Source organism: Kitasatospora sp. NPDC048545 (genome assembly GCF_040651155.1).
Lineage (GTDB): Bacteria > Actinomycetota > Actinomycetes > Streptomycetales > Streptomycetaceae > Kitasatospora.
Map to the genome: position 1 here is coordinate 237,851 of NZ_JBEZIQ010000002.1, position 12,590 is coordinate 250,440.

The window sequence follows — 12,590 nt, forward strand, 5'->3', positions numbered from 1 at the left end:
ACTGGGCAATCGGGCAGGTGAGCAGGCGGTCTGCTGGGCCGGGGTGCCGGGGGCGTTCGACGGTCGCCCGGCCGACTGAGGGCCGTGCGCCGCCCCCCGGCGGCCACGGCCCCTCGACGGTTCGTCATCCCCCGCGCCACCGAACGGCATTCCGGCGCGATCGGTGGCGCGCGTCACGTCACGCACGGTTGTCGGCGTCACACCGCGTAGGGGGTGCACGGCGCGCTGCGCGGGCGGGCGACGGACCGTCCGTCACCGGAGTTCGCGCCGGATCACGGGCGCCACCTCACCCGCGAACAGCTCCAGTTGCTCGCGCTGCACCCCCTCGGTGAGCGCGTCCACGCCGATGCCGACCACCTCGTTGCCGAAGGCCTCGCGGTAGCGGTGGATCTTCTCGATCACCTACTGCGGGCTGCCGACCAGCGCCGATCCGCGGTCCAGCGCGTCCTCCAGCGAGCCGAACGGGGAGTTGTTGTGACGGCCGGCTGCTGAGCCGAACAGGGCGTTCCAGTAGGGGCGGTAGCCCTCGACGGCGTCCTGCGAGCGCTTGGCGACGTACAGTCCGCCGAAGCCCGCGCCGACCCGGGCCCGCTCCGGATCGTGTCCGCAGTGCGCCCAGCGCTCGCGGTAGTGCTCGACCAGCGAACGGTACTTCTCCAGCGGGTGGAAGGAGTTCGCGGAGAAGAGCGGGCGTGGCGTCAGCGCCGGGTGCTGCTGCGGGGGCGACAACAACAGCGGGGTACGGCGCGCGCCACGGGCACGGCGTGCGATACACGGACGGCACGTGTCGGTGGCCCGGGCTGCGCCGGCGGCCCCGACTGCACCACGGGCGAGCCGGGAGCAACGGGTACGGCGGACCCGGCGGACACGCCCCGGACTGCCATCACGCCTCCCCCCACCCCGCACGCACACGATCCTCCGCAAGCGTAGGCACCGACCAAGGAGCGGGCAAGGGATTGATCCGCCGGTGCCGACTGGCAGGATGTCCGGCATGAGCTACCTCGCCGCGGATGACCGCTATGCCTCGATGACCTACCGGAAGGCCGGCCGCAGTGGCGTCCAGCTGCCCGCCGTCTCGCTCGGGCTCTGGCACAACTTCGGTGACGCCCAGCCGCTGGAGGTGCAGCGGGCGGTGCTGCGCCGCGCCTTCGACCGGGGCGTCACGCACTTCGACCTGGCGAACAACTACGGCCCCCCGTACGGCAGCGCCGAGCGCAACTTCGGTTACCTGTTCGCCCAGGACTTCCGGCCGTACCGGGACGAGCTGTTCATCGCCACCAAGGCCGGCTGGGACATGTGGCCCGGCCCGTACGGCAACGGCGGCAGCCGCAAGTACCTGCTGGCGAGCCTCGACCAGTCGCTCGACCGGATGGGGCTGGACTACGTCGACGTCTTCTACTCGCACCGCTACGACCCGGACACCCCGATCGAGGAGACGATGGGGGCACTGGACACCGCGGTGCGCTCGGGCCGGGCGCTGTACGCCGCGATCTCCAACTACCCGGCGGAGCAGCACCGGGAGGCGGTGGGGATCCTGCGCGAGCTGGGGACGCCGGTGCTGATGAACCAGTCGGCGTACTCGATCCTCGACCGGCACGTCGAGGAGGCCGGCGTGCTGGACGCGGTGGGCGACACCCAGACCAGCCTGATCGCCTACTCGCCGCTCGCCCAGGGACTGTTGACGGACCGCTACCTCTCCGGCGACGTGCCGGCGGGCTCTCGGATGTCGGTCGGGAAGTTCCTGACCGAGGAGGCGCTCACCGGGCCGAAGCTGGAACAGCTGCGGGCACTGAACAAGATCGCCGAGGAGCGCGGGCAGACGCTGGCGCAGCTGGCGCTGAGCTGGGTGCTCCGGGACCCGCGGGTGGTGTCGGTGATCATCGGTGCGAGCAGTGTGGCCCAGCTGGACCAGAACCTCGACGCACTGGCCGGCGGGCCGCTGACGGCGGAGCAGCTGGCGGAGATCGACCGACTGAGCCGGTGAGCTGCTGATTCACCAGGCTGCGTCGACGTGACAGATGACAGCTGACAGATTTCGAAATCTGTCGGCTGTCATCTGTCGGCTGTGATCCGTCAGCTGTCGGCCGACATCCGTCAGCCCATCAGCTCCGGCCGATGCCCAAGCCGGGCAGAACCGTTTCTGCAACCCGGTGGGCCTCCTCCAGCAGCGGGTTCCCCGAGAGGATGAAGGTGTCGACGCCCAGCGCCTCGAACTCCTGCAGCCGCTCGATCACCTGGGCGGTCGAGCCCACCACCGCCGTTCCGGGACCGGGCCGGAACAGGCTCATCCCCGGCCACAGGTTGGGGTGGGCCTCCAGCTCCCGCGCCCGGGCCGGCACCCTGCCGCCGTGCTGGCGGAACTGCCGCTGCCAGCCGACCCCGTCCTCCCCCGTCGCGTCGCCCAGTCGGCGCGCGTACGTCGCCTCGCTCGTGACGTCCAGCAGCCGGTCGGCCGCCGCCCAGGCCTCGTCCTCGGTGTCCCGCACGATCAGGTGCAGCCGCAGCCCGATCCGCAGGGTCCGGCCGTGCGCGGCGGCACGCTCGCGCACGAGGTCCAGTTTCTCCTTCAGCAGGTGCGGCGGCTCGCCCCAGGTCAGGTACACGTCCACGTGCTCGGCGGCCATCTCGATCCCGGCCGCCGAACTGCCGCCGAACCAGAGCGGGATGCCACCGGGCTGCTCCGGGATCAGCTCGCGCAGGCTCGCGCCGGCGTTCTTCAGGTCGTAGAACTCGCCCTTGTGGTCGAAGACCTCACCGGCCGTGAGGCGCTTGACGATCGACCAGTACTCGCCGCTGAGCCGGTACCGGTCGTCGTGCTCGACGTCCAGGCCGTACTCGCGCAGTTGCGCGGTCGAGCCGTTGACCACGTTGAAGCGCAGCCGGCCGCCGTGCAGTCGGTCGAAGCTGAGCGCCATCTTGGCCAGCAGGGTGGGCGAGATCAGCCCGGGGTGGACGGCCAGCAGCGGCTTGAAGGCCGGGGTGGTGGCCGCCGCGAGCGCGCTGCCGAGCGTCCAGACGTCGTGGAGGTCGGTCGCCAGCAGGGCACCCGTGTAGCCCAACCGCTCCACACTGCCGGCGAGTTGCTGCAGGTAACGCAGGTCCACCGGGCGGCGGCCGGCCGGCTCCCAGGGGTAGTGACCCTCGCGCGGGATGATGTACCAGAGGACTTCGGAGGGCACGCGTCAGACCGCCTTCGCGAGCGCGGCGGCCACCGGGGCCTCCAGGGCGGGCAGGTGGGCGTCGGCTACGGTCAGCGCGCGGTCGATGAAGCCCACCGTGCGGAAGATGTCCGCGGCCTCCTGCTGCTCGGCGACGAACCCGGCGGTGGCGGGCTCCAGTCGCCACGGCAGTGCGGCCAGCGCCGTCCGCCAGTCGGCGACCGTGCCGCCCAGTTCCCCGGCCGCGATCGCGGCGGCCTCGGCCGGGTGCGCGGCCGCCCAGGCGTCCGCGCGGCGCAGCGCGCCTGTGATCGCGGCGACCACCGCGGGACGCCCGGTCGCGAACTCGCGCCGGGTGAAGAACACCGAGCGGTCGGTGATGACGTCACCGGTGCGGATCAGCTCGCGGAGGTCCCCGCTGCGCCGGGCGGCGGCGAGTTCGGCACCCTGCGCGATCCAGCCGGCGATCTCGCCCTCGCGCAGCCTCCGGGCCTGGTCCTCACCCGCCGCCGGGCGCACCGCGGTGACGTCCCCGCCGTACGTCAGCCCCTGCCCGTTCAGGGCCTTGGCGAGCAGGTGGGTCTGCCAGGAGCCGACGCCGAGGACGACGGTGCCGCCCTTGAGGTCCGCGACCGTCCGGACCGGGCCCGCGGCCGACACCAGCAGGGCGCCGTGGTCCGGGCGCGGCGCGGACACCGCCGCGTAGACCAGGGCGTGGCCGGCCGCCTGTGCGGTGATCGGCGGGGTGGAGCCGGTGCCGCCGAAGTCGATGGTGCCGTCGGCGAGCAGTGCGCCGGTGCGGGTGCCGTCGGCGTAGTGGTAAAAAGCACCGGTCTCGCCGAGCGGCGCCAGTTCCTCGTCCAGGTAGGGGAGCCGGGCGAGGTAGTAGAGCGAGGGGTTGCTTGCGTGGACGCCGAGGGTGACGGTCATCTGTTCGACTCCGGTGGTACGGGCTCGGTTCGGCCGGGGAGGTCGACGGGAGCGGGGAGGTCGGGTGACGGGAGCGGGGAGGTCGGGTGGTCAGTGGACACCGAGGTCGGCCAGCAGCCGTCGGCGCAGTTCGGCGAAGGCCGGGTCGGCGGGGTCGCGCGGGCGGTCGACGGCCACCGCCTCGTCCCGGGCCACCAGACCGTCGCGCAGGACCACGACACGGTCGGCGAGCCGGACGGCCTCGTCCACGTCATGGGTGACCAGGAGCACGGCCGGGCGGTGGCGGCGGACCAGGTCGCCGACGAGGTCCTGCATGCGCAGCCGGGTGAGCGCGTCCAGGGCGGCGAACGGCTCGTCCAGCAGCAGGAGTCGGGGCTCGCGGACGAGCGCCCTGGCGAGCGCGACGCGCTGCGCCTCGCCGCCCGAGAGGGTGGCCGGCCAGGCGTCGGCGTGCCCGTCCAGACCGACCTCTGCGAGTGCCTTCAGCCCGGTGCCCCGGGTCTCGGCACCGCGCGGCAGACCGACCGTGACGTTGGCCAACACCCGCTTGGACGGGACGAGTCGGGGCTCCTGGAACACCACCGTACGGGCCGGAGGGACGAGCACCGTGCCCTCGTCGGCCTGGTCGAGCGCGCCGAGGATGCGCAGCAGCGTGGTCTTCCCGGTGCCGCTGGCGCCCAGAAGTGCGACGAACTCGCCGCGGGCGATGGAGAGGTCGACTCCGTCGAGGACCGTCCGGGTGCCGAACACCCGGCGCAGTCCGCGCAGATGGACCGCCGGGACGGCCTCCCCGGACGCGCCGCCTGCGGGTGCGCCGTCGGGCGTGGCGGCGGGCGTGGCGGCGGGTGCGCCGTCGGGCGTGGCGGCGGACGTCGCACGGGCTGCGGTCACGGTCATCGGGCCGCCCCCTGGACGGCCCGGCGCCACGGCATCAGCGCCCGCTCCAGGACCCGGACGATGCCGTCCGCGGTGAGGCCGAGCACCCCGTAGATCAGGATGCAGACGGCGAGGACGTCGGTGCGGGAGTAGTTCTGGGCCTGGGCCATCAAGTACCCGATCCCCTCGGTGGAGTTGATCTCCTCTGCGGCGATCAGGGCGATCACGCTGAGCGTCATGGACAGGCGCAGCCCGGAGAGCAGGGACGGCAGCGCGCCGGGCAGCACGACCGTCCGGACGATCGCCCAGCCGCCGAGGCCGAAACTGCGCATCGCCTCGACCAGTTTGCGATCCGTACTGCGGACCCCACCGGAGGCGGACACGTACATCGGGAAGCTGGTGGCGACGGCGATCAGGGCGACCTTCGCGGTCTCGGTGATGCCGAACCACACCATGAACAACGGGACGAGCGCCAGGAACGGTACGGTGCGCAGGACTTGGACGGCGGAGTCGAGCAACTCCTCTCCGAGTCGGGTGAATCCGGTGATCACCCCGAGCACCAGACCGGCGGACGCCCCGAAAGACAGGCCGAGTCCGGCTCGGGTGAGGGAGACCGCCAGGGCGTCGGCCAACTGGCCGTTGCTCCACAACTCCGCCACCGCTCCCGCGACCTGGGCCGGCGAGGCGAGCACGTCCTGGGTCAGCGCGCCGGTGGCGGAGGCGAGTGCCCAGCCTCCGAGCAGGGCCAGCGGACCGAGCGCGCGCAGGGTGACGGCGAGCGCCCGCGGGCGGGGCCGGTGCCGTCTGCCGCGCGGGGCGACCAGACCGGCGTCCAGTGCGGCCCGGGTGTCGCCGGGCACGTTTCCCGGCGCACCGCCGGATGCGGGTCCGGCTGCGGGCGGGGCGGGGGACCCGGCTGCGGGCGGGGCCTCGGGTCCGCCTGCGCGGCCGGCGGCCACGTCCGATGCTGCGGTGGTCACTTGGCACCGTCCCCGAGCGTGTCGATGTCGATCAGGTACGGCTTGACGTCCACGAGCTGCTTGGTGACCTTCTGCTCGGCGAAGAACCGGGCGACCGTACCGAACCGGACGGTGTCCGCGTCGGAGATGGCGTCGGCCGCGGCGCTCTGCTTGCCGACGTTCACCGCGACGTCCTTCTCCGCGGGGGTGACGGCGGTGGGGCCGGAGTCGGTGAAGACGTTGAGGTAGGCGGCCGGATCGGCCTTCTCCTTCCGGCCGTTCTCGCGCAGGTAGGCGTAGAAGGCCCTGACCACCCCGGGGTGCTTGTCGGCGAAGCCGTTGCGCACGGCCCAGACGGCGTAGTTGTCGGAGCCCACCTCCCGGCCGTTGACCAGGAAGTGCGCGCCGGCGTTCGCGACGGCGGGCGTCGAGAAGGTGTTCCAGGTCGCCCAGGCGTCCACCTGGCCGGAGTTGAACACGCCGGAGGTCTGGTCGGCCCGCAGGTAGACCCGCTCCACCTGGTCCGCGGGGACGCCGTTCTCGGCCAACGCCTTGAGAAGCAGGTACTCACTGGTTCCGCCCTGGGAGACGGCGACCTTCCGGCCCACCAGGTCCCGGACGGACGTGACGGGCGAGCCGTTCTTCACCAGGATCCCCTCGCCGACGCCGTCGGGCGCGGTCTGGGCGAACAGCTTGAAGCCGGGCTTCTGGGCGAGCGCGGCCACGGCCGAGGTGATCGAGCCCTGGGCGACGTCCAGTTGGTCGGCGGAGAGGGCCTGGGCGGCAGGAGCGAAGGGACCGGCGCTGCCGGTCCAGGCGACCTTGGCGTGGACGGCGGCCAGGGCCCGGTCCAGCGAGCCGTCCTTCTTGCCCAGGGCGAGGAACCCGTTGTTCCCCGGGTCGGGCAGGCGGAGCACCACATCGGCCTTGCCGTCGGCCCCTCCGCCGGCGGAGGCCTCGGTCCCGCCGGCGGACGAGCCGCAGGCGGCCAGGGTGGTGGAGGCGAGCAGCGCGGTGGCGGCGAGGGCCAGGCGGTGGGTCTTCACGGGGATCTCCAATGGGGTACCGGATGACAACTGACAACTTTCGAAATCTGTTATCTGAAAGCTGAAAGTCGACATCTGAAAGTCGTCCGCCGAAGGCGGTTCACTGAAAGCCGTTCACTGAGCTGTTCGCCGAAGGCCATCGGCGCGAGCGGGGACGTCGAGGGGACCGCGGAGGCCCGCCGCCACGCCCGCCCGCCGCCGGTCGAGCAGCTCACGGGCCGCGCGCAGCGGTTCCGGGTCCGCCCACGCCTGGACGTCCACCGGCGCGACGAGGAAGCCCCGTTCCCGCAGGAAGCGTTCCTGCAGCGCCAACAGCTCCAGCCGTTCCGCCGACAGGTCCAGGCGCAGGGTGCGGTGGCTGCCCGCCGCGTAGGCCCCGGCGACGCCCTCGGCGCCGGCCCCGGTCTCGGCCCGGAGGATCCGGGCCACCTCCGCCGGCCGCTCGGCCGCCCAGTCGGCGGCCTCCAGCAGGACGGCGAGGAAGCGAGCAACCAGCTCGGGGTGTTCGTCGAGCAGACGCTGGTGGACGGTGACCGGCCGGGGCGTCCCGTTGTTGACCCTGGCCCGACGGTCCGGCGCCGCATCCAACTCCACGGCCACCTCCGCGCCGATCCGGCGGGCCGCCTCGACGGCGAGCGCCCCCTTCACGTACACCGCGTCGACCGTGCCGTCCCGCAGCGCGGCCAGTTCGGCCGACCACTGCCCGCCGCCGGGCACGGCCGGGACGTCGACGGGTACGGCGTCGTCGAGGGTGAGTCCGGCGAGCGCGAGGGCGCCGCGGAAGCCGGCCAGGGCCATGGCCCGCCAGAAGTCGATGCCTATTCCATGATGTGGGAGAGCCAGCCGCAGCCCGCGCAACTGTCCGGGCCCGGTGATGCCGCTGCCGACCCGGACCAGGACCACCTGGCGCTCCTCGATCCAGGTGAGGCCGATCAGCCGGGTCGCCGCACCCCGCGAACGGGCCCACAGCGCGGGCACGTTGCCGCCCTCCCGGAAGAGGCCGGTGAGCGCGTGCGTGTAGTGGTGGTCGGCGGCCTCCTCGGGCGGGGCGTCCTGGAGCGAGCGGACGGCGATCCCGTCGGCGGCGAACTCACGGGCGAGCCAACCCCGGTCGGCGGCGATCCCGGTCGCGGTGGGCACCGGGCAGCGGGTGAACCACAGGGTGTCGGGAAGGGCGGAGGGGCCGGTGGAGGGGCCGATGGAGGGGCCGATGGAACGACTGGACACGGGGCTTGGTCCTCTACGAAGGTCACGGAGGCGAGGAGAGCGAGGCAGGCACGGCAGCGAACGGAAGCGAACGGCAGGCTCCGACGGCCGCCGAAAGGGAGCGGGTCCGGGCACGCCCCCGGCGAGCGCGCCGCCGGGAGGCGGAAGGATCGCGCACCGCGGGAACGGTGGCGGCGCGACGCAGGGTCGGCAGATCAACCGGCCAGCGGATCACCGGGTGGGCCGATCAACCCGTCAGCGGATCAGCGACAACACGCACAGGAGGGGAGACACCGGCGGAACGTCACGGCACTGCTCCTTCCCGCGAGTCGGGCCATCCGCGCCGCCCGGTCCTTGGTGCCGTTCGGCGCGTTGTGAGGAGCGTTCCACGGCCGTCGATCCGGAATCAAGCCTTTGCCACATGGTGGGATCGATTGTTCATCAATGCCATTCCATTGCAACGTCATCGACACATTCCCGCAGCACCGGCTGCCCTACGCTGAGACTCCCTCCGGCGGTCCGACCGGAACCCGAACCGAAACGCGAGGTGTCATGGCCGAGGCCGCCACCGCCGTCCAGAACCCGCCGGCCGGTGCGCAGGCGGTCCAGCGCGCGCTGGGGTTGCTGCACTGCTTCCACGACAACGGCCCCGACCTGAGCGCCTCCGACCTGGCCCGCCGGATGGGCCTCTCGGTCTCCACCGCGCACCGGCTGGCCCGCACGCTGGTCAGTGCCGGGTTCCTGGAGCAGGACGGGCAGAACGCCCGCTACCGGCTCGGCCCGGCCGTCGCCGAACTCGGCCAACTCACCTTCCACCAGCGCGGACTGCACCTGGCCGCGCCCGAGCTGGAGCTGCTCTCCCGGCGCACCAAGGCGACGGCGGACCTCGCGATCCGCAGCGGCCCGCACGCGGTGATCCTGGTCGGCGGATCGGTCCGACCCGACACCGGGCTGGGCCTGCGCCGCCCGCTGCACTCCACGGCGCTCGGCAAGGTCCTGCTGGCCTGGCCGCGCCCGGGCCGGGCGGCGACCTCGACGCTCGGCCCGCTACGCCCCTTCACCGACCGGACGATCACCGAACCAGCCCTCCTGGACGAGGAGTTGGCGAAGGTCCGGGTGGCCGGGTACGCCCTCAACGACGGCGAGTCGGCCGACGGGGTGCGGACGGTGGCCATCCCCGTCCTGGACGGCGCCGGGCAGGCCCGCTTCGCGCTCGCGGTCCGCTCGACCCCGGCGCACCTCACCGACGACCGGCTGGACTGGTTCCTGGGCCACGCCCGCACCTGCGCCGACGCCCTCGCCGTACTCCTGCTGCCACCCGGCCAGCGGGCCTGACGGCTCGTCACGCAATGCGCAGCGGCCGGCCGCCCGCCCCTTCAGGGGGCACGGGCGGCCGGCCGCTGGAGTCGGCGGCAGCGATCAGACGACGGCCGGGGTGTACTTGTAGCCGACCCGGCGGACCGTCACGATCGTGTCGCGGTAGACGGATCCGAGCTTGCGGCGCAGCCGGGCCACGTGCACGTCGACCGTCCGGCCGTCCCCGACGTGGCCGTAACCCCAGACCGCGGAGACCAGGTGATCCCGGGTGTGCACCCGCTGCGGGTGCTCGGTGAGGTGGGCCAGCAGCTCGAACTCCAGGTAGGTGAGGTCGAGCAGCCGCCCGTCGACGTAGGCGTTGCGCCGCTCGGTGTCGACGCTGATGCCGCGGCCCGCGGGACGCACCGGGCGGACACCCGCCTGGGCCTGGGCGCCGGACCCGGGCGGGGTCGGGGTGACGGGCACACCGGGCAGGCCCGGGTCCCCCGCCGCCGAGCTCTCGGCGGGCACCAGCACCAGGTACCCGACCAGCGGGCTCCCGTTCGCACCGAACTGCGTGCCGTACTGGGCGAGCAGCCCCTGCGGCAGCACGCCCTGCGGCAGGGCGGCGACGACGGCCGCCCCTTCCGGCAGCGCGGCGAGCAGCGCGAGCGGGGCCGGCGGAGCGACCGCACCCGGCTGCGGCGCGGGGGTCGCCGCGGCGGCCGGGGCGACCCCCGGGCGGGCCGGTCCGGCGTGCGGCGGACGGACGGCCGCTCCGGGCCATCGGTCGGCCACCGAAGCCGGGGCGACGGACGGGCCGACGGACGACCGGACGGAGGGGCCCGCGACCCCGGCCGGGCCGGGGGCACCGGGCACGGCGGCGGGGACGGGCGCAACGGTGGGGACGGACGGCGCCGAGCGGACCGCGCGCAGGTGCGGGGTCGCGGTGGGCAGGGGCAGGGTGGCCGTGGAGGAAGAAGACATGGTGTGCCGCTCATTTCGCGCGTGACGGACGGGGTGGGTCGTCTGCGCGTCGACCGGGCGTATTACCGGGGCTGGACCGGACGGAACCGGATCAGCGGGCGGAGGGCCGGGACGCGCTGGGCGAGCCCGGACACGTCTGATCGAACAGGTGCGGCTGCCGGGACGGCCAGAACGGTTCGAGGTCGTGGCGGCCCCGTCGGCTGTCCACCGCGCGGCCCGCGCGCCCGTTCCACCGTCCGGTCCGGCCGTCACCCGCGCACGCCCCGGGGGCCGCAACGGTCGTTCGAGTACGGCCGACGACGGCGGGGGAAGGTCTGAGGCAGACGATGTTCACTGGTGTTCTCTCCGCTGGGCGGGTCCGGTTGGTCGGCCGCGGCACGCCGGACGGCGGTCCGCTACGGCCTGGTCGACGGGATCTGCGGTGCGTCGGGCGGCGGCCGGTGGGCCGGGAGCGCCGGGGACGTACCGGGACGGGACGGGCCGGTCAGCGACAACACGCGCTACAGACCAGCGCGTGGTCGATGTAGCGGCGGACGGTGAGCACCGGAACGGCGGCGCCCGAGCGGGCTGAGCCGGGTGCGAGGGGTCCGGGCACGGCGGTGACGGCGAGTCGTCGGCCGACGGTCATCTGCTGCCCTCCCCCTCGTTCTGCGTGTGTCGTCGCGCCGTTGTCGGCACGCGCCGGCGGTGCCCCGCCGGATCGTCGAAGGCCGTCCGCCGGTCGGCAACGCCCGTGTGAACGGAGCGTTTCCGGCTCCCCCGACGGCACGGCCGGGCGGCCCTCGTCCACAGAGCCTTCCACGGCCGGGCCGGTCTAGGCAACCTTCCGCCCACCGATCGTCCGGGATGCGGACGGCCGGATGAGACGGCAGTCCGGGCGGGACACCGCCGCAGCCCTCACCCGAGACTCCCTCAGGCCCCGGCGGGGCGCGGGGAAGCCCGGAGATCCCGCGAGGCCCGGCGCCCGGGCGGACGCCCCGTCAGGCTCGGGCGGGGGCGCGGTGGCGTCGCGCCGCGGCGTGCTCGACGAGGGCGACGAGCAGGTCCTTGCCGTCCTCCCGCAGCCGCGCGTCGCAGAGCAGGACCGGGATGCCCGGGTCGAGGTCGAGTGCGTCCCGCACCTCGTCCGGGGAGAACCGCTCGGTGCCCTCGAAGCAGTTCACCGCGACCACGAACGGCATGCCGCGCTGCTCGAAGAAGTCGACCGACGGGAAGCAGTCGGCCAGCCGACGGGTGTCGGCGATCACCACGGCGCCGAGCGCGCCGCGCGCCAACTCGTCCCAGACGAACCAGAACCGGTCCTGCCCGGGCGTGCCGAACAGGTAGAGCGCGAGGCCGGTCCGCAGGTCGATCCGGCCGAAGTCCATCGCGACCGTGGTGGTGCGCTTCGCCTCCACGCCCGAGGTGTCGTCCACCGGGCGGCCCAGCTCGCTGAGCTCCTCCTCGGTGCGCAGCGGTCGGATCTCGCTGACCGAGCCGACCAGGGTGGTCTTGCCCGCACCGAAACCGCCCGCGACCAGGATCTTCACCGCGACTGCCGGACCGCCGCGCCACTGCGGGTCGTTGGCGTTCGCCGGGTGGGACGCGGCACCGTCCGGGCGGAGGTGGTGGTCAGAGCGCACGGAGTCCATTGATCACGTCTCGCAGCAGGCGCTCGTCCGGCAGCTCGGCGAGCGGAACGGGTCGGGTGACGCTGATCAGGTCGGCGTCGTAGAGGTCGCCGAGCAGCACCCGCACCACGCTGACCGGCAGGTCGGTGTAGGAGCCGAGTTCGGCGACGGAGAGCGGCTCGCTGCGGCACAGGGACAGCAGCGTCTGGTGCTCCGGGTCGAGGACGTGCGCGGGCACGGCCCCCGCGTCCGGCCCGGGCTCGACGGCCGTGACCAGCGAGATCAGGTCGAACAGACCCTCCTCGACCGGCCGGGTGCGGCCGCGGGTCATCGAGTAGAGGCGCACCACCGGACCGGCCTCGTCGTCGAACCAGCGGTCGTCGACCGGGGTGCGGGGCCGGAACAGGTCGACATCAGGCCCGTCCGGGTCCACCGGCTCCGCGCCCACCGACTCCGGGTCCACCCGAGCGTCCGCAGGTGCGCCCGCGGGACCGGCCGGGGGACCGGCCGCCGGGGCATCCG

14 protein-coding genes are annotated in these 12,590 nt (G+C 73.7%); 2 read left to right on the forward strand and 12 right to left on the reverse strand.

The window, feature by feature from the left end; translation table 11 throughout:
* Positions 1–252: 252 nt before the first annotated feature.
* Complete coding sequence (locus AB0D10_RS03130) at positions 253–402, reverse strand: hypothetical protein (RefSeq protein WP_360250291.1); 150 nt, start codon at positions 400–402, stop codon at positions 253–255.
* Positions 403–729, reverse strand: coding sequence for an LLM class flavin-dependent oxidoreductase (locus AB0D10_RS03135; RefSeq protein WP_360250294.1), 327 nt, complete (start codon positions 727–729; stop codon positions 403–405).
* A gap of 262 nt (positions 730–991) precedes the next feature.
* On the opposite strand from AB0D10_RS03135, the gene AB0D10_RS03140 reads away from it, so the two are divergent.
* Entirely contained in the window at positions 992–1,984 is a 993-nt protein-coding gene (locus AB0D10_RS03140) for an aldo/keto reductase (RefSeq protein WP_360250297.1), read from the forward strand.
* 118 nt (positions 1,985–2,102) lie between these two features.
* Here the strand turns inward: AB0D10_RS03140 and AB0D10_RS03145 are convergent, their stop codons facing one another.
* From AB0D10_RS03145 to AB0D10_RS03170, 6 genes are all read right to left on the reverse strand, one after another.
* Complete coding sequence (locus tag AB0D10_RS03145; protein WP_360250300.1) at positions 2,103–3,179, reverse strand: LLM class flavin-dependent oxidoreductase; 1,077 nt, start codon at positions 3,177–3,179, stop codon at positions 2,103–2,105.
* A 3-nt stretch (positions 3,180–3,182) separates the two neighbouring features.
* The gene (locus AB0D10_RS03150; protein WP_360250303.1) at positions 3,183–4,088 is read right to left on the reverse strand and encodes an ABC transporter substrate-binding protein; all 906 of its coding nucleotides are present in this window, start codon (positions 4,086–4,088) and stop codon (positions 3,183–3,185) included.
* 90 nt (positions 4,089–4,178) lie between these two features.
* Positions 4,179–4,985, reverse strand: coding sequence for an ABC transporter ATP-binding protein (locus tag AB0D10_RS03155; RefSeq protein ID WP_360250306.1), 807 nt, complete (start codon positions 4,983–4,985; stop codon positions 4,179–4,181).
* Positions 4,982–5,824, reverse strand: coding sequence for an ABC transporter permease (locus tag AB0D10_RS03160; protein ID WP_360250309.1), 843 nt, complete (start codon positions 5,822–5,824; stop codon positions 4,982–4,984). Before AB0D10_RS03160 ends, AB0D10_RS03155 begins: the two co-directional genes overlap by 4 nt.
* Before the next feature lie 116 nt (positions 5,825–5,940).
* The gene (locus tag AB0D10_RS03165; protein WP_360250312.1) at positions 5,941–6,969 is read right to left on the reverse strand and encodes an NrtA/SsuA/CpmA family ABC transporter substrate-binding protein; all 1,029 of its coding nucleotides are present in this window, start codon (positions 6,967–6,969) and stop codon (positions 5,941–5,943) included.
* Between the two features lie 114 nt (positions 6,970–7,083).
* Complete coding sequence (locus AB0D10_RS03170; protein WP_360250315.1) at positions 7,084–8,196, reverse strand: ABC transporter substrate-binding protein; 1,113 nt, start codon at positions 8,194–8,196, stop codon at positions 7,084–7,086.
* Between the two features lie 531 nt (positions 8,197–8,727).
* On the opposite strand from AB0D10_RS03170, the gene AB0D10_RS03175 reads away from it, so the two are divergent.
* Entirely contained in the window at positions 8,728–9,510 is a 783-nt protein-coding gene (locus tag AB0D10_RS03175) for an IclR family transcriptional regulator (protein ID WP_360250318.1), read from the forward strand.
* A gap of 84 nt (positions 9,511–9,594) precedes the next feature.
* On the opposite strand, the gene AB0D10_RS03180 is transcribed toward AB0D10_RS03175, so the two are convergent.
* The 4 genes from AB0D10_RS03180 to AB0D10_RS03195 form a co-directional block, all read right to left on the reverse strand.
* On the reverse strand, positions 9,595–10,137 hold the full coding sequence (locus AB0D10_RS03180; RefSeq protein WP_360250662.1) for a winged helix-turn-helix domain-containing protein: 543 nt from the start codon (positions 10,135–10,137) through the stop codon (positions 9,595–9,597).
* Positions 10,138–10,942: 805 nt separating this feature from the next.
* Positions 10,943–11,086 (reverse strand): hypothetical protein, encoded by a 144-nt coding sequence (locus tag AB0D10_RS03185; protein ID WP_360250321.1) that lies wholly within the window; start codon positions 11,084–11,086, stop codon positions 10,943–10,945.
* Between the two features lie 352 nt (positions 11,087–11,438).
* Entirely contained in the window at positions 11,439–11,987 is a 549-nt protein-coding gene (locus tag AB0D10_RS03190; RefSeq protein WP_360250665.1) for an ATP/GTP-binding protein, read from the reverse strand.
* Between the two features lie 82 nt (positions 11,988–12,069).
* Positions 12,070–12,399: a DUF742 domain-containing protein gene (locus tag AB0D10_RS03195; protein WP_360250668.1), complete on the reverse strand. Its 330-nt coding sequence runs from the start codon at positions 12,397–12,399 to the stop codon at positions 12,070–12,072.
* Between the last annotated feature and the right edge of the window lie 191 nt (positions 12,400–12,590).